This is a genomic window from Methylobacterium sp. yr668 (assembly GCF_900116245.1).
In the GTDB taxonomy this organism is placed as follows: Bacteria; Pseudomonadota; Alphaproteobacteria; order Rhizobiales; family Beijerinckiaceae; genus Methylobacterium.
The window spans coordinates 65268-84047 of the sequence record NZ_FOZY01000007.1 but is presented as its reverse complement, the minus strand read 5'-3'; the positions used below and the strand labels follow the sequence as shown (position 1 = coordinate 84047).

General features: G+C 72.9%; 15 protein-coding genes. 10 read left to right on the top strand and 5 right to left on the bottom strand.

Translation table 11 applies throughout. From position 1 onward, the window contains the following. Positions 1 to 78 precede the first annotated feature (78 nt). Positions 79 to 381, bottom strand: a complete 303-nt coding sequence (locus BM419_RS11055) for a DUF3761 domain-containing protein (RefSeq protein ID WP_091676159.1) — start codon at positions 379 to 381, stop codon at positions 79 to 81. Between the two features lie 359 nt (positions 382 to 740). Between BM419_RS11055 and BM419_RS11050 the strand changes: the two genes are divergently transcribed. Continuing rightward, on the top strand, positions 741 to 1832 hold the full coding sequence (locus BM419_RS11050; protein WP_175556299.1) for a sensor histidine kinase: 1092 nt from the start codon (positions 741 to 743) through the stop codon (positions 1830 to 1832). A gap of 80 nt (positions 1833 to 1912) precedes the next feature. Continuing rightward, the gene (locus BM419_RS11045) at positions 1913 to 2341 is read left to right on the top strand and encodes a SufE family protein (protein ID WP_020090933.1); all 429 of its coding nucleotides are present in this window, start codon (positions 1913 to 1915) and stop codon (positions 2339 to 2341) included. 6 nt (positions 2342 to 2347) lie between these two features. On the opposite strand, the gene BM419_RS11040 is transcribed toward BM419_RS11045, so the two are convergent. The 3 genes from BM419_RS11040 to BM419_RS11030 all read right to left on the bottom strand — a co-directional run bounded on the left by BM419_RS11040 (position 2348) and on the right by BM419_RS11030 (position 5262). Further along, the gene (locus BM419_RS11040) at positions 2348 to 3196 is read right to left on the bottom strand and encodes a DUF6456 domain-containing protein (protein WP_175556298.1); all 849 of its coding nucleotides are present in this window, start codon (positions 3194 to 3196) and stop codon (positions 2348 to 2350) included. A gap of 93 nt (positions 3197 to 3289) precedes the next feature. Beyond that, complete coding sequence (locus tag BM419_RS11035; protein ID WP_091926451.1) at positions 3290 to 3517, bottom strand: hypothetical protein; 228 nt, start codon at positions 3515 to 3517, stop codon at positions 3290 to 3292. 137 nt (positions 3518 to 3654) lie between these two features. Next, positions 3655 to 5262 carry a porin gene (locus BM419_RS11030; RefSeq protein ID WP_091926450.1) on the bottom strand — a complete coding sequence of 536 codons (1608 nt, stop codon included), beginning with the start codon at positions 5260 to 5262 and terminating at the stop codon, positions 3655 to 3657. Between the two features lie 554 nt (positions 5263 to 5816). Here BM419_RS11030 and BM419_RS11025 point away from each other — a divergent pair. After that, positions 5817 to 7952, top strand: coding sequence for a S9 family peptidase (locus tag BM419_RS11025; protein ID WP_091926449.1), 2136 nt, complete (start codon positions 5817 to 5819; stop codon positions 7950 to 7952). A gap of 96 nt (positions 7953 to 8048) precedes the next feature. Here the strand turns inward: BM419_RS11025 and BM419_RS11020 are convergent, their stop codons facing one another. Further along, entirely contained in the window at positions 8049 to 11489 is a 3441-nt protein-coding gene (locus BM419_RS11020) for an AsmA family protein (RefSeq protein ID WP_091926448.1), read from the bottom strand. Between the two features lie 335 nt (positions 11490 to 11824). On the opposite strand from BM419_RS11020, the gene BM419_RS11015 reads away from it, so the two are divergent. The 7 genes from BM419_RS11015 (at position 11825) to BM419_RS10985 (ending at position 18774) form a co-directional block, all read left to right on the top strand. Next, positions 11825 to 14224, top strand: coding sequence for an ATP-dependent helicase (locus BM419_RS11015; protein ID WP_091926447.1), 2400 nt, complete (start codon positions 11825 to 11827; stop codon positions 14222 to 14224). A gap of 413 nt (positions 14225 to 14637) precedes the next feature. Then, on the top strand, positions 14638 to 15354 hold the full coding sequence (locus tag BM419_RS11010) for a PhoH family protein (protein WP_012321860.1): 717 nt from the start codon (positions 14638 to 14640) through the stop codon (positions 15352 to 15354). 133 nt (positions 15355 to 15487) lie between these two features. Beyond that, entirely contained in the window at positions 15488 to 15733 is a 246-nt protein-coding gene (locus BM419_RS11005; protein ID WP_020090940.1) for a hypothetical protein, read from the top strand. 148 nt (positions 15734 to 15881) lie between these two features. Beyond that, entirely contained in the window at positions 15882 to 16166 is a 285-nt protein-coding gene (locus tag BM419_RS11000; RefSeq protein WP_020090941.1) for an accessory factor UbiK family protein, read from the top strand. 290 nt (positions 16167 to 16456) lie between these two features. Then, entirely contained in the window at positions 16457 to 16966 is a 510-nt protein-coding gene (locus BM419_RS10995) for a type III secretion system chaperone family protein (RefSeq protein ID WP_091926446.1), read from the top strand. Between the two features lie 26 nt (positions 16967 to 16992). Next, entirely contained in the window at positions 16993 to 17796 is an 804-nt protein-coding gene (gene proC / locus BM419_RS10990; protein WP_091926573.1) for a pyrroline-5-carboxylate reductase, read from the top strand. A 129-nt stretch (positions 17797 to 17925) separates the two neighbouring features. Next, positions 17926 to 18774, top strand: coding sequence for a TetR/AcrR family transcriptional regulator (locus BM419_RS10985; RefSeq protein WP_175556297.1), 849 nt, complete (start codon positions 17926 to 17928; stop codon positions 18772 to 18774). The last annotated feature ends 6 nt before the right edge of the window (positions 18775 to 18780 follow it).

Genomic DNA, 18780 nt, shown 5'->3' with positions numbered 1-18780 from the left:
GATACCCCGGCAGCGCGCCGGTGTCAAGCGTAAATTCCTATTTCTCGCCTGATCTAGGACTTAAGGCATCGTTCGGTCTCAGCCCGCCCAGTGCGCCACGCCGCCGTGACCCGAGCAGGTGCCTCGACGGGTGTGGCTGAAGCTCCACGTGCCGTCCCGGCACTTGGCCGTGGCGCCCGCGGGCTTCCTGCCGTCGAGGCTCTTGGCCGGCCGGTGGACGTCGGACCCGTCCCGGCTGCGGTAATGGCCGTGGCGGTCGAGGTTCCGGTCGTCGGGCTCCGAGAACGGCCGGGCGACGGCGCCGCCCGACAGGCCGAGGAGGACGAGGCCGGCGAGCACCGGCCAGCGGGCGGCGTTCGTCGCGGTCGGGACAGGCAGCACGGCACCCTCAAGGTTGTATCATCCGCCAAGAGACACAACCAGATCGGGGCGTCACGAACTATCTGTGGTTATCCAGAAGCCAGCTACAGGTTGTGCGCGCGGGTCACGGGCTGCGCGCGGGCCGGACCTCGGCCGGGGTCGCCCGACCGGCTCTCCGCCGCGTCCGCGCGCCCGGTGCGGCCCCGCACGTCGGCGGGATGCTGAACGGGCTCGAAAGGTATTGCCGCTAATGTCCCGGTGAATGGCAGATCTGAACGCGGTTCAGGACCGGAACGGCCGTCCGGTCGACACGTTGACCGGCGCCATCCGCACGCAGGCGTCGCCTTTCACGCAGTTCGTCAGAGTGAATCGGGTACAGAATGGTCGGTGAGCCACCAGGGTCCGGCGCGGAAGACCCGCTGGGCAACGGCCCCGCGGGGGATCCTGGTCGGGGCCCGGCGCAGGGCACCGCTGAAGCCGCCGCCCTCAGCAACAGCTTCAGGCGATTCGCCGACGTGGTGCCGCTGATGATGTGGCGCTCGGACGAGGCCGGTCAGGCGATCCACCACAACGAGTGCTGGCTGGAATTCACCGGGCGCCCCCTGGAGGCGGAGCTCGGCCTCGGCTGGCGCAGCGGGCTGCATCCCGAGGATTTCGAGCGGCACGCCCGGATCGTCGCCGAGGCGTTCGAGGCGCGGGCGCCCTTCACCGTCGAGTTCCGCCTCCGGCGGCACGACGGCGAGTACCGCTGGCTGCTCGACACCGCCCGCCCCCTCGTGGAGGACGGCCGGTTCCAGGGCTATCTCGGCTCCTGCTTCGACATCACCGACCGCAAGCACGCGGAGGAGCACATCGAGCACGCGCTGGCCGAGAAGGAGGCGCTGCTGGCCGAGGTCTACCACCGGGTCCGCAACAACCTCCAGGTGATGGTCAGCCTGATCGGCCTCTACGGGCGGGCGGCCCCCGACCCCTGCCGCGGCAGCTTCGAGGCGCTGGGCCAGCGGGTCCGGGCGATCGCGCTGGTGCAGCAGCACCTGCACGAGGCGCCGCACATCGCGTCGATCGACCTCAAGGACTACCTGCACCGCCTCGCCTCCGGGCTCGGGCAGCTCCGGCGGGCCGGGCGGATCGGCGTCCAGGTCGGCGGCTCGGGGAACGGTCTCGTGGAGCCGCGCACCGCCAACGCCCTGGGCATGATCGTCGCGGAGATCGTGGCCGAGTGCCTGGACGCCACCGCCGAGCACGTCGCCTGCGCCATCGCCATCGACATCGAGGCCGCCGCGCCGCTGCGCCTCTCGATCGTCTCGAAGGTGAGCGACACGGCCGAGTCGGGCCGACCGAACGTCCCGAAGCTCGGCCCCCGCCTCATCGCCGCCTACGCGGCCCAGGCGGAGATCAGCGTCGCGGGCGATGCCAGCCCGGGCGATCCCCTGTGGCTGACCCTGCCGGCGGCGCGCCCCGGCCCGCAATGAGCGCCCGCGGCGCCGGACCCCGTCGCCACAACGGCGCGGCCGGCCTATAGCGGCCCAGACCTTTCCGGACCCGGCCGAGCATGCTCCCTCCCATCGACACCATCATCGAGAATTTCGAGATCGTCGAAGACGACGACATGCGGCTCGAGTACCTGATCGAGCTCGGCCGCGCCCTGCCGCCGATGCCCGAATCGGAGCGGACCGAGGCGAACCGCGTCCACGGCTGCGAGAGCCAGGTCTGGATCGACACGCGGGCGGAGCCGGCGGACGGCACGCCGCGCCTCGTCCTGCACGGCTTCAGCGACTCGTTCATCGTCCGCGGCTTCGTGGCGCTGATGATCGCGCTCTACACCGGCAAGACGCCCCAGGAGGCCGCCGAGACCGACGGCCTCGACCTGTTCCGGCAGCTCCGCTTCGGCGCCCACGTCACGTCGAAGCGCTCCAACGGCGTCCGGGCAATGGCGGAGCGCATCCACCGCGACGCGGTCCGGCTCGCCGCCGAGGCCTGAGCGGCCTCAGCCGCGCCAGAGGCGCAGGCGGGCCCGGTCCGGACCGGTCGCCTCCCGTTCCAGCCCATAATGCTCGGCGAGCCGCCCCAGGGCGATGCGGGCCACGACCTTGGCGGAGCGGGCCGGCCAGCGGCGCTCGGCCTCGATCCGCTCCAGGCCCTTGAGGAATCCGCAGAGGTCGATCAGCAGGCCCGAGAGGTCGCTCCCGACCGCGTCGAGGGCGCCGCGCACCCGCTGCCGGGCCGCGATCACGTGGTCGGCCGCGGAGCCCGGGTCGCGCGGGCCGCCACCGTCGATCCGGGGCGCCCCGAGATCCGCGCCCATCCGCGGCAGCAGGGCGGCGGTGGTCATGTCCCGCCGCAGCCGCTCCCCGGCCTCGAAGGCGGCCGCGTCGATGAGCGGCGCGCCGTCCCGGTCGCGCCGGCGCACCATCCAGGCCAGGGGGTTCTCGGCGGCGTTGCGCAGGGTCGGCCCGGCGCCGCACTCCACGACGGCGAGATCGCGGTGCTGGTTCGCGAAGGCGAGGTCGCCCGGCCGGGCCTCCCGGCGCAGGCGCGCCCGCCCGGCCTCGCTGATCGTCAGGCGTGTGCCGGCCGCGTTCCACGTCGCCAGATCGGCCGCCGCCAGGGCGCGCCCAGAGGTGGCCGCGAAGCGGCCGCTCCCCACCGAGATCCCGTCGCCGCCGCGCCGGGCGACCAGCGCGTCCTCGACCAGGGGGTCGGGCCGCGCGTAGGCGCCGGGCTCCCCGAGCCGCGCCAGCAGGCGCACCGCCTCCGCCGGGAGATCCCCCGGAGCGGCGCCGCGGTGACGCGTCCCCGCGGAGGCGGAACGGCCGCCCTTCACTCGCATGTTCATGTTTTGTTCCGTGTGTGCTACGACGGACGTGCGAAGCTTCCAGTCTCTCAGGAAAAATCAGAAGGTCAAGGCTTTTTTACCTACAACCCACAGCTATCTAGCGACGGCCGCGCGCGTCGGCGGCCGGTGTAGGATGTCGGCGATCTCGCCCTCCGACTTGCCGCGGACCTCGTAGCCCATCGCCTCGAACCGGTCGATCAGCGCGGCGCTCTCGGTGGCGGAGCGCGCCGCCCAGACGGCGAGGATGTCGTTCACCCGCTCCAGGTCAGCGGCGGGGTGATCGTCCTGCGGATCCGGCTGCGGATCGGGGATCGCGTCCATGTCGGCACCTCGGGATCGAACCGGTGACCGTGGTCGATGCCACGGCCCGCGGTTCAACGCCCCAGGCCGGAACCGGCTCCCGGCCGAGCCGGCATCGCCGCCCGCCGTCCCGGATCACCCCGGATCCGCAGCCGCCCTCAGAAGTCCCGCTGCACGCGCGCGCGCACCTGGATGACGTCGACGTGGCGGGCGGTCGAGACCGGGTTGGCGAGGTTGTTGACGTAGGCCGCGTTCTGGTTGGGATACCGGCCCAGGTCGAGGATGCGGCCGCTCTGCGGCCCGTAGCGCGTGTAGATCGCCTCGACGCCGATATCGAACTCCTTCACCGGCGACCAGATCAGGTTGCCGCCGACCACGAAGCGGTAGCTGTCCCGCAGCACCTGGCTCAGGTCGAAGAACCGCGTGCCGGGGGTGCCCGGCCCGGTCCCGGTCACGCCGAAATAGGCGCCCTGCGCCGCGCGGGCGCCGCGAGCGAAGCTGAGAGCGCCGTAGGAGCCGAAGAAGGCGGAGCGGACCGCGGGCGTCCAGTAGTGCAGCATCGCCGCCGTGAACGAGTAGCTCGTCGACAGCTCCAGGCGCTGGGTGAAGGGGTTGATCACGCCGTCGCTGAAGAACTGGGAGAAGGCCGCCCCCTGCACCGCGGTGGCCGATTGCGCCCAGGGGCCGTTATAGGCCGGCAAGCCGGTATACAGGGCGGTGCCCTCCCCGTAGGCGCCCTGCAGGTAAAGCGTGTCGCCGGTCGCTATCGCTGGCAGGTTGATCTTCACGCCCCCCTGAACGGCCCAGCCGAGGGCGGAGGCCGCGCCGCCCGGGGTGCGGTTGTTGCCCACCGAGACGGGCGCCCCCAGGTTGGTGCCGGCGAACGAGACGCTGCTGAGCAGGCCGTGGTTGATCTCGTGCACGGCCCCCGAGAGCTGCGCGGAGCCCCAGGACTGGTCGGAGCGCAGCACGCCGACGATGTCGGGCATGCGGCTGCGCTGGACCGTGTCCACGAAGCCCACCCCGGTCGGGCGGCCGGCGGCGTCGTAGCCGACGAAGACCGGGGCGACGGGGTTCCCGGGCGAGAGGATCGCGCCGGGATTCGGGAACGCCGAGGCCGCGGCGTTCTGGGACGCGTAGACCGGCGTGCGGCGGAATACCGGGTCCTCCATCGACAGCGAGGCGGACAGGCCCTTGCCCAGTGTCGCCGTGTAGGCGGCGAGGTTGGTCGAGGGATTGTCCGAGCCGATGGAGGCGACGATGAACTCGAAGTCGTGAGCGTAGAAATCGAAGAACGAGGAGGCGCGGCCGGCGGTGATGCCGGCGAACTGGATGAAGGCCTTGTCGACGTTGAACTGCTGCTGGGCCCGCCCGAACTGATCGACGCCCAGGGCCGGGAAGGCGCCGCCGATCCGGTTCAGCGCGCCGGCATGCATGGTGGCGAAACCGGTCCGGCTCCCGGCGTCGAGGCGGAGGAAGGCGCGCAGGGTGCCGTAGGACGTCTGGGACCGGGCGTCGAGGTTGATCCGGAGCCGGCCCTGGTAGCCGCTGTAATCCCCCGGGGTGGCGGTCGCGCTCCCCGAACGGCTGTAGGAAGGCTGGTAGGCGTACTCGTAGCGCGCGCGGCCGGAGAGGCGCAGGCAGGTATCGGTGCCGGGGATGAAGAAGAAGGCCTGGCCGTAGGCCGAGCAGATCCGCACGTGCTCGATGAGCTGCGATTTTCGCCGATCGGGAAGTTCCGCCGCCTCCGCCGGCAGACTCAGCAAACCCGCAACACCCGCCAGTACGCTCGTTGTCCCCCGCTTCGCACGATGTTTCCGGTACTCCGCACACAAAACATGCATCGAATCGGCCATTCCACCATCCGCAAGTCCCCCTTCATGTCGGACGGATCGCGGAGCCGGATAATCCCAGAGCGATTTTCTCGGGCCTGTGCTCGGCTCGACTTGTCAGGATCTGTGGCGCACCCGCGGCGTTCCGGTGCCGCGTTGAGGCCGAAATCGGCCGCTGCGCCAAGTCCCTGGCGGGTTCGGGGCCTTCGCCGAGACCGCACGATCGGGCCGCCCCGGCGCGGCTCCCGACGCCGCTCCGGCGCGGGACTGCGCCGGCGGATTGCGTCGTCGGCCGGACCGTTTCCCGCGCCACCGATGCCGGAAAGCAACGGATCGGCCCCGGTCCCGTGGCCGCGCCGTCCCGGCCGGCGATACGCGCCGCCCGCCCCGGCCGCGCCCCCGGACGCCTTGCATCCGCGCGCCCGGCGGGACACATCCCCTCACCCGGACGCGACACCCGCGCGCGACGGGACCCGACGGGAGAGACGATGACGGAGATCGGCCACGGCTTGCTCGCTCACAGGACCGGCGCGCCGGTGGCCGAGGCCCGGCCGCGACGCTTCAGCGTCCACGGGCAGGAGATCACCGACGACTACGCGTGGCTGAAGGCCGAGAACTGGCAGACGGTCCTGAAGGACCCGGCCGCGCTGCCGGAGGACATCGCCGCCTACCTGAACGCCGAGAACGCCTTCGCCGAGGCGGCGCTCGCCGGGAGCACGGAGCTCCGGCGGCAGCTCGTCGCCGAGATGCGCGGGCGGATCCAGGAGGACGAGAGCGGCGTCCCCGAGCCGGACGGGCCCTTCGCCTACTACACCCGCCACCGCGAGGGCGGGCAGCACCCGCTGATCTGCCGGCGGCCGGCCACATCACCCGACGTGCCCGAGTCGGGCTTGGACCCGGACGAGACGATCCTCATCGACGGCGACCGCGAGGGTGAGGGCCTGCCGTTCTTCGAGATCGCCGCCGCGGTGCATTCCGACGACCACGCCCGGCTCGCCTGGAGCGCCGACACCAAGGGCTCGGAACTCTACACGATCCGGGTGCGCGACGTCGCCACCGGCCTCGATCTCGACGACCGGGTCGAGGCGACCTCCGGCGAGGCGGTCTGGGCCGCGGACGGCGCGAGCTTCTGGTACGTGGCGGTGGACGCCAACCACCGCCCCGCCAAGGTGATGCGCCACCGCGTCGGCACGGGGCAGAGCGTGGACGAGACCGTCTACACGGAGGCCGACGCCGGCTACTTCGTCCACATCGGCAAGACGCAGTCCGGCGCCTTCCTCGACGTGACGGTGAGCGACCACGAGACCTCCGAGGTCCGGCTGCTCGACCGGCACGCGGAGGACGCCCCGTTGCGCCTCGTCGAGCCGCGCACGCCGCTGCTGATCTACGGGGTCGAGCACCGCGGCGACCGCCTGTTCATCCGCACCAACGCGGACGGCGCCGAGGACTTCAAGATCGTCACAGCGCCCCTCGACGATCCGGGCCGCGCCCGCTGGACCGACCTCGTGCCGCACCGGCCCGGGGTGATGATCCGCCACCTGCACCTGCTGGCCGGCCACTTGATCCGGCTGGAAATCGAGAACGCCAAGCCGCGGATCGTGGTGCGCGACCTTGCCGACGGCACCGAGCACGTCGTCGCCTTCGCCGAGGAGGCCTACTCCCTCGGCCTGCGGGCCGGGCTCGCCTTCGACACGGCCACGATCCGCTTCGTCTACTCGTCGATGACGACCCCGTCGGAGACCTGGGACTACGACTGCGCGACCCGCACCCGGCTCCTGCGCAAGCGGCAGGCGGTGCCGAGCGGCCACGACCCGGCCGCCTACGTGACCCGGCGGCTCTTCGCCACCGCGCCGGACGGCGAGCAGGTGCCGATCTCGCTGCTGCACCGCCGGGACCTCACCCTCGACGGCGGCGCGCCGCTACTGCTCTACGGCTACGGCTCCTACGGCACGCTGATGCCGGCGGCGTTCCGCACGAACCTGCTGAGCCTCGTCGACCGCGGCTTCGTCTACGCGATCGCCCATATCCGCGGCGGCACCGAGAAGGGCTGGCGCTGGTACCTCGACGGCAAGCGCGAGAAGAAGCCCAACACCTTCACGGACTTCATCGCCTGCGCCCGCGCCCTGATCGACGCGCGCTACACGTCCGAGAAACGCATCGTCGCCCATGGCGGGTCGGCGGGCGGGATGCTGATGGGGGCTGTGGCCAACCTCGCGCCCGAGCTGTTCGCCGGCATCGTCGCCGACGTGCCCTTCGTCGACGTGCTCAACACCATGCTCGACGCGGAGCTGCCGCTGACGCCGCCGGAATGGCCCGAATGGGGCAACCCGGGCGAGAGCGAGGCCGCCTTCCGGACGATCCTGTCCTACTCGCCCTACGACAACGTCGCCGCCAAGGACTACCCGGCGATCCTGGCGCTCGGCGGGCTGACCGACCCGCGGGTGACCTACTGGGAGCCGGCCAAGTGGGTCGCGCGGCTGCGCGCCACCATGACGGGCGGCGGGCCGGTGCTCCTGCGGATCAACATGGAGGCCGGCCACGGCGGCGCCGCCGGCCGGTTCGACCGGCTGGAGGAGGTGGCGCTGATCTACGCCTTCGCGCTCATGGCGGTGGGGAAGGCGTAGAGCCGCCGCCCGTGCGGGCGCGGCGCTCCAAGGGGTGCTGCGCCTGAGGCCGTCACGCTGGCCAGCCCCACCCCCGCCCTCAGGACGCGGCCGGCCTCACGGCCGGGCCTCGGCCGGCGCCGGTGGCTGGGCAGCACCCTCCTCCGGGTTGCGCGGCCGCCTCGCCGCCTCCTCGGCGGCCTTGTCGGCGGCAGTCCTGTCCGCAGCGGCCTTCTCGGCCGCGGCCTTGAGGGCCGCCGCGCGGGCCCGATCCATCTCGATCCGGGCGCGGCGGCGCTGCCGCTCCACCTGGTCGGCCTCGGTCAGCTCGATCGTCTCCAGCTCGCGCTGCAGCACGAAGGCCGCGAGGCCGTTCGACAGGGTGCCGACGTCGAGCACCCGCTCGGGCGCGCCGAGCGGCCCGGTCAGGCCGAACTGGACCGCGGGCGGCCCGGCATTCCAGCCGCGGGGCACCGGGCCGCCCGCGAGCGTGCCGCGGGCGTCGAGGCGCCCGGCGCGCAGGTCGTAGCCGACGGTGCCGACCCAGCGGGCCGGCCCGAGATCGAGGTCGAACGGCCCGGCCCGCAGCACGCCCCCCACGATCGTGGCGGCGGCCCGGGCGGATCCGCGCGCCTGCGCGCCGCCCCGGGCGAGTTCCTCGGTGACGAGCGCCTGGAGCCGGCCCTCGCGGAGCGGGTCGTCCATCTCGGCCGCGCGGGCGAGAGCGCGGCCGAGCGCCGCGGGATCGGCCGCGGGCAGGCTCAGGTCCGTCAGGGTGAGCGCGCCGCTGCCCGAGAGGCTGTCGGCGAGGCCCGGCAGGGTCTCGGCCGTGGCGGCGAAGCGCAGGTCGGCACTCAGGCGGCCGCCGAACGGGCCGCCGGCCAGGGTGGGGAGCGCCGCGCCGTCGAGGCTGCCCGAGCCCGAGACCGAGGCGCCGGCCCCGAGCCGGGCGATCGTCACCGAGCCCGCGAGGCGGCCGCCGGCGAGCTTGCCGGTCAGGTCGCGCAGGGTCAGGCCCGCGTCGGCGAGGCCGAGGGCAGCGGTCGCGTCGGTGGCGACGAGGCCGCGGCCGAGATCCAGGCTGGCCACGCGGGCGTCGAGCGACAGGGCCGGGTGGGCGGTCGGCGGGCCGAACGCGCCGTTCGCCCCCGGCGGGATCACCAGGGCGGCCGCGAGCTGCGGGATCGACAGCCGGTCGAGGGCGAGGCGGCCGTGCAGGGCACCGCCTGCCGACCGCAGCAGCGTCCCGTTCACCCCCGCGCCCGCGACCGTGCCGGCGAGCGCGGCGGCGGCCTCGCCCTGCTGCCGCGACAGCGTGACGGTGAGGTCGGCCGGCCACGCGCCCGGTGCCAGGGTCGCGGCGCCGGCCAGCGTCAGGAACGGCGCCAGATCGGCCGTCTCGCCGCGGAGCGTGCCGCCGGTGGGGACGAAGTCGGGACCGACCAGGATCGGACGGCCCGTGGCGAGGCGCAGGCCCGCGACCGTGCCGCTCGCCGTCAGGGCAAGGGACTGGCCGTCCGGCCGCTCGGCGGTCAGCCGAAGCTCGGCAGGTTGCTGCAGGCCGACGAGGTCGGCGCGGCCGAACCACGGTCCGGCCCGCGGCGCCGTGAGGGTGGCGGTGCCGCCCTCGATCCGCGTGCCACGGCTCGCGAGCGTCAGGTCGAGGGTGCCGCCGCCGGCGCTGCCCCGGGCCTGGGTCCGCAGGGCCGCGGCCGCGCCGCCCTCCCGGTCGAGGGTGACGGCGAGGTCGAGGGGCGCGTCCCGCAGGAAGGCGGGCAGCAGGCGGATCTCGCCCACCCAGACCCGCTCGAGCAGGCCAAGCAGCGGCGCCGCCGCCGGCGCCTTGAGGCGCCCGGAGACGCGGCCGGTCCCGTCCGCGCCGATCTGCCCGGACAGCCGGGCGCTGGCGCCGGCGAGGTCGGTGACGTCGAGGCTGTCGACCGTCAGACCGGCGCCGTCCGACTGGATCCGCGCCGCGATCGTGCCGGTACCGGAGCCCGCGGTGCCGAACCGGACGTCCTTCGCCTCGAGCGTCAGGGCGAGGTCGGTGTCGCGCAGGGTGCCGAGGGTCGTCCCGAGGGGCGGCAGGCCGGCGATGTCGAGGCCGGTGGCGCGGATCTGGGCCTCGAACCGCCCGCGCTCGGCGCCCTCGGCGGCGGTGTAGCGGGCGTTCCCGGTGATCCGCGCCGGCCCGAGGCCGAGGCGCATGTTGCGCAGGGATAGGCCGGTCCCGGCGGCCGACAGGTCGGCGGCGGCCTCGATCTTCCGCCCGTCGAGGAGCGCGACGAGCGGCCCCTCGGCGCCGAGGCGGCGCAGGTAGCGGCCGAGCGCCTCCGAGTCGGGGGCGGCGAGCGCCACCGGGCCGGAGAAGCGCAGCGGCGCCGTCTCGACCTGCCCGCTCGCCGTGACGGTGGACTCGGCCGGGCCGGTCACCGCGAAGCGGCGCAGCAGCAGGCCGCCGGCCCGTTCCAGGGTGCCGGTGAGGGCGAGGTTCGACCATTCCTCGCCGCCCAGCACGGCGCTGCCCACCGTGAGGTCGAGGTCGAGCATCGCCGGCAGGCTGCCCGTCGAGCGCGGCAGGCCGCGGGCGATCAGGTTCTGCCCCTCCGCCGAGGCCAGGAAGGCGTCGAGGTCGAGGCGGCGGGCGTCCAGGGTCAGGCCGGCGCGCCACTGGCGCAGGTCGAGCCGTCCGGTGCCGCCGAGCCGCAGGGCCCGGCCGCCGGGGTCGATGGCGAGGTCGACGGCCTCGAAGCGCACCTGCGTGCCCCGGGCCTTGAAGGTGCCGGCCAGCGAGAACGGCAGGTAGGCGCCGGCCGCCTGGGTCGGCGGCCCGACGACGAGGCGGGCGGAGCCCTCGGCCTCGACCTGGGCGCCACCGGATTCGGCGGGGACGAGGCCGAACCGCGCGTCCGCCTCGAAGCGCGGCGTCGCGTCGCCGCCGCCGGAGATCTTGGCGGCGAGGCGCCCGTCCGGTCCCGGCGTGCCGCTGACCGCCCGGAACGGGACGCCGCCGCTCGTCCCCTCGATCCGCCAGGGCCCGACCAGGGCCGGCGCCTGCAGGCGCAGGTCCTGGACGTAGAGCTGGTCGGTCCGCCCGGTGGCGGGGACCTGCGTGGTGACGAGGAACTGCTGGATGTGCAGGTTCTCGATGGCGAGGTCGCGGTCGCGCAGGGCCCCGCCGAAATCGGGCGGCAGCTTCAGCGTGTCCGGGCCGGCGACCGGGAGCTTGATCTCGGCCCGGCCGATCCGGGTCTCGGTGAAGCGGAACTCGCCCTTGAGGAGCGGCGCCAGGGCGATCTCGGCCTTGACGAACCGAGCATCCAGGCTCGGGCGGTCCGGATCGGCGCCGAGGTGGAGGCGGTCGACGCGCAGCCGCGGCGAGGGCAGCAGGCGGACCTCGATCCGGCCGTCGGTCCGGACCGGAACGCCCAGGGACCGGGCGAGCGCCCGCTCGACGAGCCCGCGATGGGCCTGCCAGTCGACGAAGGGCGGGACTGCGAGCGCCGCCACGAGAACCAGGATGACGGCGCACGCCAGCGCGGTCAGAAGATCACGCAATGGTCCCGTTCCGCACCATCTCTGCGCGAGGCCGCGACCTCACCGGGCCGCCGTGCCCCGCGTGCCCCCGCGAGTCAGTCGCCACGGCCATAGCACGATAAGCCGCCGGGGGCGCCAGCGGCGATGCCACGGTCCCGAGCGGCGGTCGGGGCACGCGCGAGGTTCCTCGGGCATCCCGGGCCCGCGGCCTATGGATCGCGCGATCGGCCGCGGAACGCGACCAGCCCGAAGGACGCGGATCACCCCGGCGCGGACAGCCGCGCTTAATGGCTCCGCGCCCCCGCCGCGGCGCGAACGGCCTCGACGCCGTTCGCGATTTGGTCCAGGGAAGCAGGATGCAGAACCGCCCGCATCCGCAACCCGCCGGGGACGGCGCGCCCGCCACGTCCATCGCCGCCCGCGCCATGGGCGCCCTCCGGCGCGACGCGGCCGGCTACCTCGAGGGGCTCAACCCCGAGCAGCGCCGCGCCGTCGAGACCACGGAGGGCCCGGTCCTGGTGCTGGCCGGGGCCGGCACCGGCAAGACCCGGGTGCTGACCACCCGCATCGCCCACCTGATCGCCACCAACCGGGCGCGCCCCTTCGACATCTTGGCGGTGACCTTCACCAACAAGGCCGCCCGGGAAATGAAGCACCGGATCGGCGCGCTGATCGGGCCGGCCGGCGAGGGCATGCCGTGGCTGGGCACCTTCCACGCCATCGGCACCAAGATCCTGCGCCGCCACGCCGAGCTGGTCGGGCTGAAATCCGACTTCACCATCCTCGGCACCGACGACCAGCTCCGGCTGATGAAGCAGGTCATCGCCGACCAGAACGTCGACGAGAAGCGCTGGCCGGCCCGGGCCCTGTCCCACGCCATCGACGGCTGGAAGAACCGCGGCCTCGGCCCCGAGCAGGTGCCTCCGGGCGAGGCCTCGGCCTTCGCGTTCGGCAAGGGCGGCGCCCTCTACACCGCCTACCAGGCCCGGCTGGCGACGCTGAACGCCGTCGATTTCGGCGATCTCCTGCTGCTCTGCCTCAAGCTCTGGCGGGAGAACCCCGACGTCCTGGCCAATTACCAGGACCGGTTCCGCTACATCCTGGTCGACGAGTACCAGGACACCAATGTCGCTCAGTACCTGTGGCTGCGCCTCCTGGCGCAATCCCGCAAGAACATCGCCTGCGTCGGCGACGACGACCAGTCGATCTACGGCTGGCGCGGGGCCGAGGTCGACAACATCCTGCGCTTCGAGCACGACTTCCCGGGCGCGGTGGTGGTGCGCCTGGAGCGCAACTACCGCTCCACGGGCCACATCCTTGCCGCCGCCTCCGGGCTGATCGCCAGGAACGAGAGCCGCCTCGGCAAGACCCTGCGCACCGACGACGAGCCGGGCGAGCGCGTCACCGTGACGGGCGCGTGGGATTCGGAAGAGGAGGCGCGGATGCTCGCCGAGTCGATCGAGTCCCTCCAGTCCAAGCAGCATCCCCTGTCGGAGATCGCCGTGCTGGTGCGGATCTCGGCGCAGATGCGCGAGATCGAGGACCGGTTCGTCCAGCTCGGGCTGCCCTACCGGGTCATCGGCGGCCCGCGCTTCTACGAGCGCGCCGAGATCCGCGACGCGCTGGCCTACCTGCGCGCCACCGTGAACGTCAGCGACGACCTCGCCTTCGAGCGGATCGTGAACACGCCCAAGCGCGGCCTGGGCGACGCCACTCTGCAGCAGCTCCACACCTACGGCCGCGCCAACCGGCTGCCTCTGCGCATCGCCGCCGCGCGCCTGTGCGAGACCGACGAGCTGAAGCCCCGGGTCCGCTCGACCCTGCGGGCGCTGACCGAGAGTTTCTCGCGATGGGCGCGGCTCGCGGAGACGCAGCCGCACAGCGAGGTCGCGCAGACCATCCTGGAGGAGTCCGGCTACACCGAGATGTGGCAGAAGGACCGCTCCGCCGACGCCGCCGGCCGGCTGGAGAACCTGAAGGAATTCGTCCGCTCCATGGAGGAGTTCCCCGACCTCGCGGCCTTCCTGGAGCACGTCTCCCTGGTGATGGAGGCCTCGGAGGCGGAGGGCGCCGAGCGGGTCTCGCTGATGACGCTCCACGCCGCCAAGGGGCTCGAGTTCGACACCGTGTTCCTCCCCGGCTGGGAGGACGGCCTGTTCCCGAACCAGCGCGCGCTCGACGAGAGCGGCCGGGCGGGCCTGGAGGAGGAGCGGCGCCTCGCCCATGTCGGGCTGACCCGGGCGCGCAAGCGCGCGAAGCTGTCCTTTGCGGTCAACCGGCGCATCCACGGCCTCTGGTCCTCGACCATCCCGTCCCGGTTCATCGACGAGTTGCCCGAGACGGCGGTCGACGTGGTCGAGGCCCCGGCGCACTTCTCCGCCGGCGCCTCGCGGTTCGACCGCAACCCGACGCCGTTCGGATCGAGCTACGGCACGCCGGGCTGGCAGCGCGCGCAGGCCAACACCGCGCCGGGCGGCCGGTCCGGGTTCGGATCGGGGTCCGGAGGCGGCTTCCGCTCGGCGGGCCCGGGCGGCCGGTCCGGGGGCCAGTCCGGCGGTCCCCGCCAGATCGAGGGCGAGCTGATCGCCAAGTCGACGGGCGCGCCCTCGGCCTTCCAGGGCGGCCAGCGGGTCTTCCACACCAAGTTCGGCCCCGGAACGGTCGCGGCGGTCGACGGCAACAAGCTGACCGTTGACTTCGACAAGGCCGGCCGGAAGATGGTCCTCGACAGCTTCGTCCAGGCCGGATCGAGCTAGTCCCGCCGACCAAGCCCGGACGTGTCAGGGCGGCAGGGTCGGCCGGCTTCGCCCGCGCGGGCGGGGAGGATCGCGACCGTGCCGGATGCCGCGTTACCGCGACACCACAGTCCCGAACCTGATGCATCCGCGCCAGCCGCGCGGCTTTTTCGAAGCCTCTTCACCGACCGTCACCCCTTAGTCACACCCGGCGCGCAATCGTCGGGCGCGAATCGCACTGGTGCGCCAGTTGCATCGCGTATTCGGCCGCGCACGGAACGTCGTGACGCTCTCCACAGGCGGACGAGCGCGGGGCGGAACCTTCGGCCTTGGGCCGGTATTAAGTTCCGCAAGCGAGTAGAACCGGGAGCAAGCAGGTAAACGGCAGTTCAGAAACAGATCCAGGTTGGCAAGTCCCGTTGGAGTGTACATCCATGAAGAGACGCCGCGCACGACTTGAACTGGTTGAAGACCGCACGTCCCGCATTCATCGCACACGCTTCGACGAAGAACGCAATCTCGCTCCCATCCAGCCGCTCACCGAACGCCAAGCCGAGTACCTCGACGCCCTCGCCCGCTCGCCGCAGGTCATCGTCCTGGGGCCCGCCGGCACGGGCAAGACCTTCATCGCCGGCACCCGCGCGGCGGACCAGCTCCGCCAGCGCCGCATCGCCAAGGTGGTCATCACCCGCCCGAACGTGCCCTCGGGCCGGTCGCTGGGCTACTTCCCCGGCACCCTGGAAGAGAAGATCGCCCCCTGGGTCGCCCCCCTCACCGAGGCCATGAAGGAGCGCATGGGCGCCGCCGCCTTCGAGATCGCCCTGAAGACCGGCGACATCGAGATCGTCCCCTTCGAGGTGATGCGCGGCCGGACCTTCAAGAACTGCCTCGTGATCCTCGACGAGGCGCAGAACACGACGATCAACGAGATCAAGATGTTCCTGACCCGGATCGGCGACGATTGCCAGGTCATCATCAACGGCGACGTCTCGCAGACGGACCTCCGCGAGACCTCGGGCCTGCGCACCGTCATGCACATGGTCAAGAGCCGGATGATGCCGATCCCCGTGGTGGAGTTCACCCGCAACGACATCGTCCGCTCCGGCATCTGCGCCGAGTGGGTGAAGGCGTTCGAGGAAACGAATCTCTAAATCGGAAGTTGATGGCGGCGGGTCCTCGCAGACCCGCCGTGCCGTCCCCCGGCACGAGACGACTCTCCGCACCTCCCATTCGGGAGGATGAACCGGGCGCCGAGCCCGGCCTTCAGAGAACTGGAGTCTCCTCGTGAGGAAACTGACCTTCGCCTTCGCCGTGCTGGCCTCGCTCGGCGGCGCTGCCCTCGTCCAGCCGGCCTCGGCCGCGCCCGCGATGCCCGGCGCCGTGTCGGCGCCCGACGCGGTGACGCATGTCCGGATGACTCCCATGGAGCGGCGCATGATGCACCGCCGCATGGAGCGGCGCATGATGCACCGCCGCATGGAGCGCCGGATGATGCATCACCGCATGCACCGCCGCATGCACCGCATGTGATTGAACGGCGGAGTGGGGTCTTCCGGCCCCGCTCCGCTCGCCCGGCCGGAACCGGGCGTTGCTCCCCGTTCCGAAGATTCCTATCTCGTCGTCTCGAATCGCGCCGTCAGGCGGCCGCCGCGGCAGCCGGCCGATCCGGGAGACCCCGATGCCCCCCTCCAATCGACTGTTCGACGACCTCGCCCGCCTCATGACGGACGCCGCCGGCGCCGCCCAGGGCGTCCGCCGCGAGGCCGAGACCGTGGTCCGGGCGCAGCTCGAGCGCGTCGTCCGCGACCTCGACATCGCCTCCCGCGAAGAGCTCGACGTGCTCCGCGACCTCGTGACCCAGCTCCAGGCGCAGAACGAGGCCCTGACGGCCCGCGTGGCGGCCCTGGAGGCGCGATCCGGGAGCGCCGGAGCGGGCGCCGCGGGCCTGAGCGAGGTGGTCTGAGTCTCCGCGGCAACGCCGCGGGCTTTTACACAGGAAGCGGCGTCGACGATCCGGTTTCCTGTTCACTGAATGTGACCTGCACTTTGTGTCGCGAGTCACGGCCGGTCTATAGTCGGGCATAGGGTGATTCGGGGGCTGCGGGGCGATGTCCGCAGAGCTTCGACAGTCGATCGCGTCACCGCCGGCCTAGATCTGCCGGTCGTTCCAATTCTCGGAGTGTTCTCGCGCTCCGGTTTCGCGTCACCGCCACGTCGGGCCGGATCTCGTCCGGGTCGTCCTTTTGGATCGTCATGCCGCTTCTCAACGTCGACTTCCACGACCCGGACCGGAACGAGCATCCGCTCGACGTCGTCGAGCGGCTGGCCTCCCTGCGCGACTGGATCTTCGACCGGGCCGAGACCGACGAGATGTCGGTCACGAGCCCCGGTCGCTGGACCGACTACAACGTCGCCTTCACGTGGATCGAGGACGTCGAGGCGCTGCACGTCGCCTGCGCCTTCGACCTCAAGGTGCTGGAGCGGCAGCGCACCGAGGTGATGCGCCTGATCGCGCTGATCAACGAGCAGCTCTGGGTCGGCCATTTCGACCTCTGGACGACCGACAGCGTGGTGATGTTCCGGCACGCGCTCCTGCTGACCGGCGGCGCCGTCCCGACCCACCCGCAATGCGCCACGATGATGAAGACGGCGGTCGACGCCTGCGAGCGATACTTCCAGGCGTTCCAGTTCGTCCTCTGGGCCGGCAAGAGCGCCCGCGAGGCCCTCGACGCCGTCCTGTTCGAGACCGAAGGCGAGGCGTGACCGCCCCGGGCGCCCCCACGGCGCGGATGCCCGCCTCCCTGGTCCTGGCCGGGGCGGGCAAGATGGGCGGCGCGATGCTGGCGGGCTGGCTGGAGGCGGGCCTTGATCCCCGCCGCACCACCATCATCGACCCGGTACCCGTGCGCCCGATCGTGGATCTCTGCGCCGAGCGGGGCATCGCCCTGAACCCGTCCGATCCCGAGCCCGGCGACGTTCTGGTCCTCGGGATCAAGCCGCAGGGCCTGGACACGGCGGCCCCCGGGCTCGATCGGCTCATCGGCCGCGACACGCTCCTCGTCTCGATCCTGGCGGGCAAGACCGTCGCGGATCTCCGCGGCCGGCTGCCGCGGGCGCGGGCGATCGTCAGGGCGATGCCCAACCTGCCGGCGAGCATCGGCCGGGGCGCCACCGGTGCCTGTGCGAGCTCGGAGGTCACCCCCGCGCAGCGGGCGGCCGCCGAGGCCCTGTTCGCGGCCAACGGCGCCGTGGCGTGGCTCGCCGACGAGGCGCAGATCGACGCCGTGACGGCGGTCTCGGGCTCCGGACCGGCCTACGTCTTCCTCCTGGCCGAAACGCTGGCGGAGGCCGGCATCGCGGCCGGCCTGGAGCCCGACGTCGCCCGCCGCCTCGCCCGGGCGACCGTGGCGGGAGCCGGCGCGCTCCTCGATGCCAGCCCGGCCGAGGCGGCGGAGTTGCGCCGCAACGTCACGTCGCCCGGCGGCACCACCGCGGCGGCCCTCGACGTGCTGATGCGGGAGGACGGCCTCAGCGCGCTAATGCGCGAGGCCGTGGCCGCGGCCCGTCGGCGGGCGGGGGAACTGTCCGGCTGACATCGGGCGTTGGCATCGGGGACTGACATCGGGCGGCGCCCGTGCGGCATGGCCGCGCGACGGACCTGCCCTTCGCGGCCCGCCCGCCTACATGAGGCCACACGACCGATCAGACCGGGCGACCGATCCATGACCGACAGCAAAGCCCCCTCGAAGCGGCCCCGCAAGGCCGCGAGCCCCGCCAAGGCGGGCGACGCGCAGGAAGGCGCTGCCCGAGAGAGCGCTGCCCACGCGAGCGTCGCGCAGGAGAGCGACAAGACCGGGGCCGACGCCTCGGGGACGCAGGCCGGGGCGCCGAAGCTGTCGCCCCGGGAGGCCGCCGTCGAGGCCCTGATGCGCCTCGCCGCCGAGCAGCCCTGGAACGACATCGAGGTCGGCGACATCGCCCGGGAGGCGGGCCTGACGCTCGCCGAGCTGCGCGACCTGTTCCCGTCGAAGGGGGCGGTCCTCGGCGGGCTGACCCGCATCATCGACCGCAAGGTTCTGGAGGGCGATCTCACGGGTCTCGAGGAGGAGCCGACCCGCGAGCGGCTGTTCGACGTGCTGATGCGCCGCCTCGACGCCATGGAGCCCTACAAGCCGGCGCTGCGCCGGATCGCCTACGCGCTCCGGGGCGAGCCGCTCTCGATGCTGGCGCTGAACGGCGTGATGCTGAACTCGCACCGCTACATGCTGGCGGCGGCCGGGATCGACACCGAGGGGTCGCTCGGGCAGCTCAAGCTGCAGGGCGTGGTCATCGCCTTCGCCCGCGTGACCCAGGTCTGGCTGGACGACGACGATCCGGCGCTCGCCCGGACGATGGCGCGGCTCGACAAGGAGATCCGCAACGGCGAGCGCATCATGGAGCGGGCCGAGGACGTTCGCCGCCTGACGGCGCCCCTGCGCGCCATCGGCCGCTCGTTCCTGGACCGGCGGCCGCGCGACCGGCGGAGCCGCGACGGCGACGGTGACGAGAGCGACCCCGCTGCCGCCATCTAGACCGGT

What these genes read in the sequence shown, in the direction of transcription:
- BM419_RS11015 (WP_091926447.1), top strand. Translation starts at nt 11,825, where the DNA reads ATGCAGAACCGCCCGCATCCGCAACCCGCCGGGGACGGCGCGCCCGCC.
- proC (WP_091926573.1), top strand. Translation starts at nt 16,993, where the DNA reads ATGCCCGCCTCCCTGGTCCTGGCCGGGGCGGGCAAGATGGGCGGCGCG.
- BM419_RS10995 (WP_091926446.1), top strand. Translation starts at nt 16,457, where the DNA reads ATGCCGCTTCTCAACGTCGACTTCCACGACCCGGACCGGAACGAGCAT.
- BM419_RS11035 (WP_091926451.1), bottom strand. Translation starts at nt 3,517, where the DNA reads ATGGACGCGATCCCCGATCCGCAGCCGGATCCGCAGGACGATCACCCC.
- BM419_RS10985 (WP_175556297.1), top strand. Translation starts at nt 17,926, where the DNA reads ATGACCGACAGCAAAGCCCCCTCGAAGCGGCCCCGCAAGGCCGCGAGC.
- BM419_RS11040 (WP_175556298.1), bottom strand. Translation starts at nt 3,196, where the DNA reads ATGAACATGCGAGTGAAGGGCGGCCGTTCCGCCTCCGCGGGGACGCGT.
- BM419_RS11045 (WP_020090933.1), top strand. Translation starts at nt 1,913, where the DNA reads ATGCTCCCTCCCATCGACACCATCATCGAGAATTTCGAGATCGTCGAA.
- BM419_RS11025 (WP_091926449.1), top strand. Translation starts at nt 5,817, where the DNA reads ATGACGGAGATCGGCCACGGCTTGCTCGCTCACAGGACCGGCGCGCCG.
- BM419_RS11010 (WP_012321860.1), top strand. Translation starts at nt 14,638, where the DNA reads ATGAAGAGACGCCGCGCACGACTTGAACTGGTTGAAGACCGCACGTCC.
- BM419_RS11000 (WP_020090941.1), top strand. Translation starts at nt 15,882, where the DNA reads ATGCCCCCCTCCAATCGACTGTTCGACGACCTCGCCCGCCTCATGACG.
- BM419_RS11050 (WP_175556299.1), top strand. Translation starts at nt 741, where the DNA reads ATGGTCGGTGAGCCACCAGGGTCCGGCGCGGAAGACCCGCTGGGCAAC.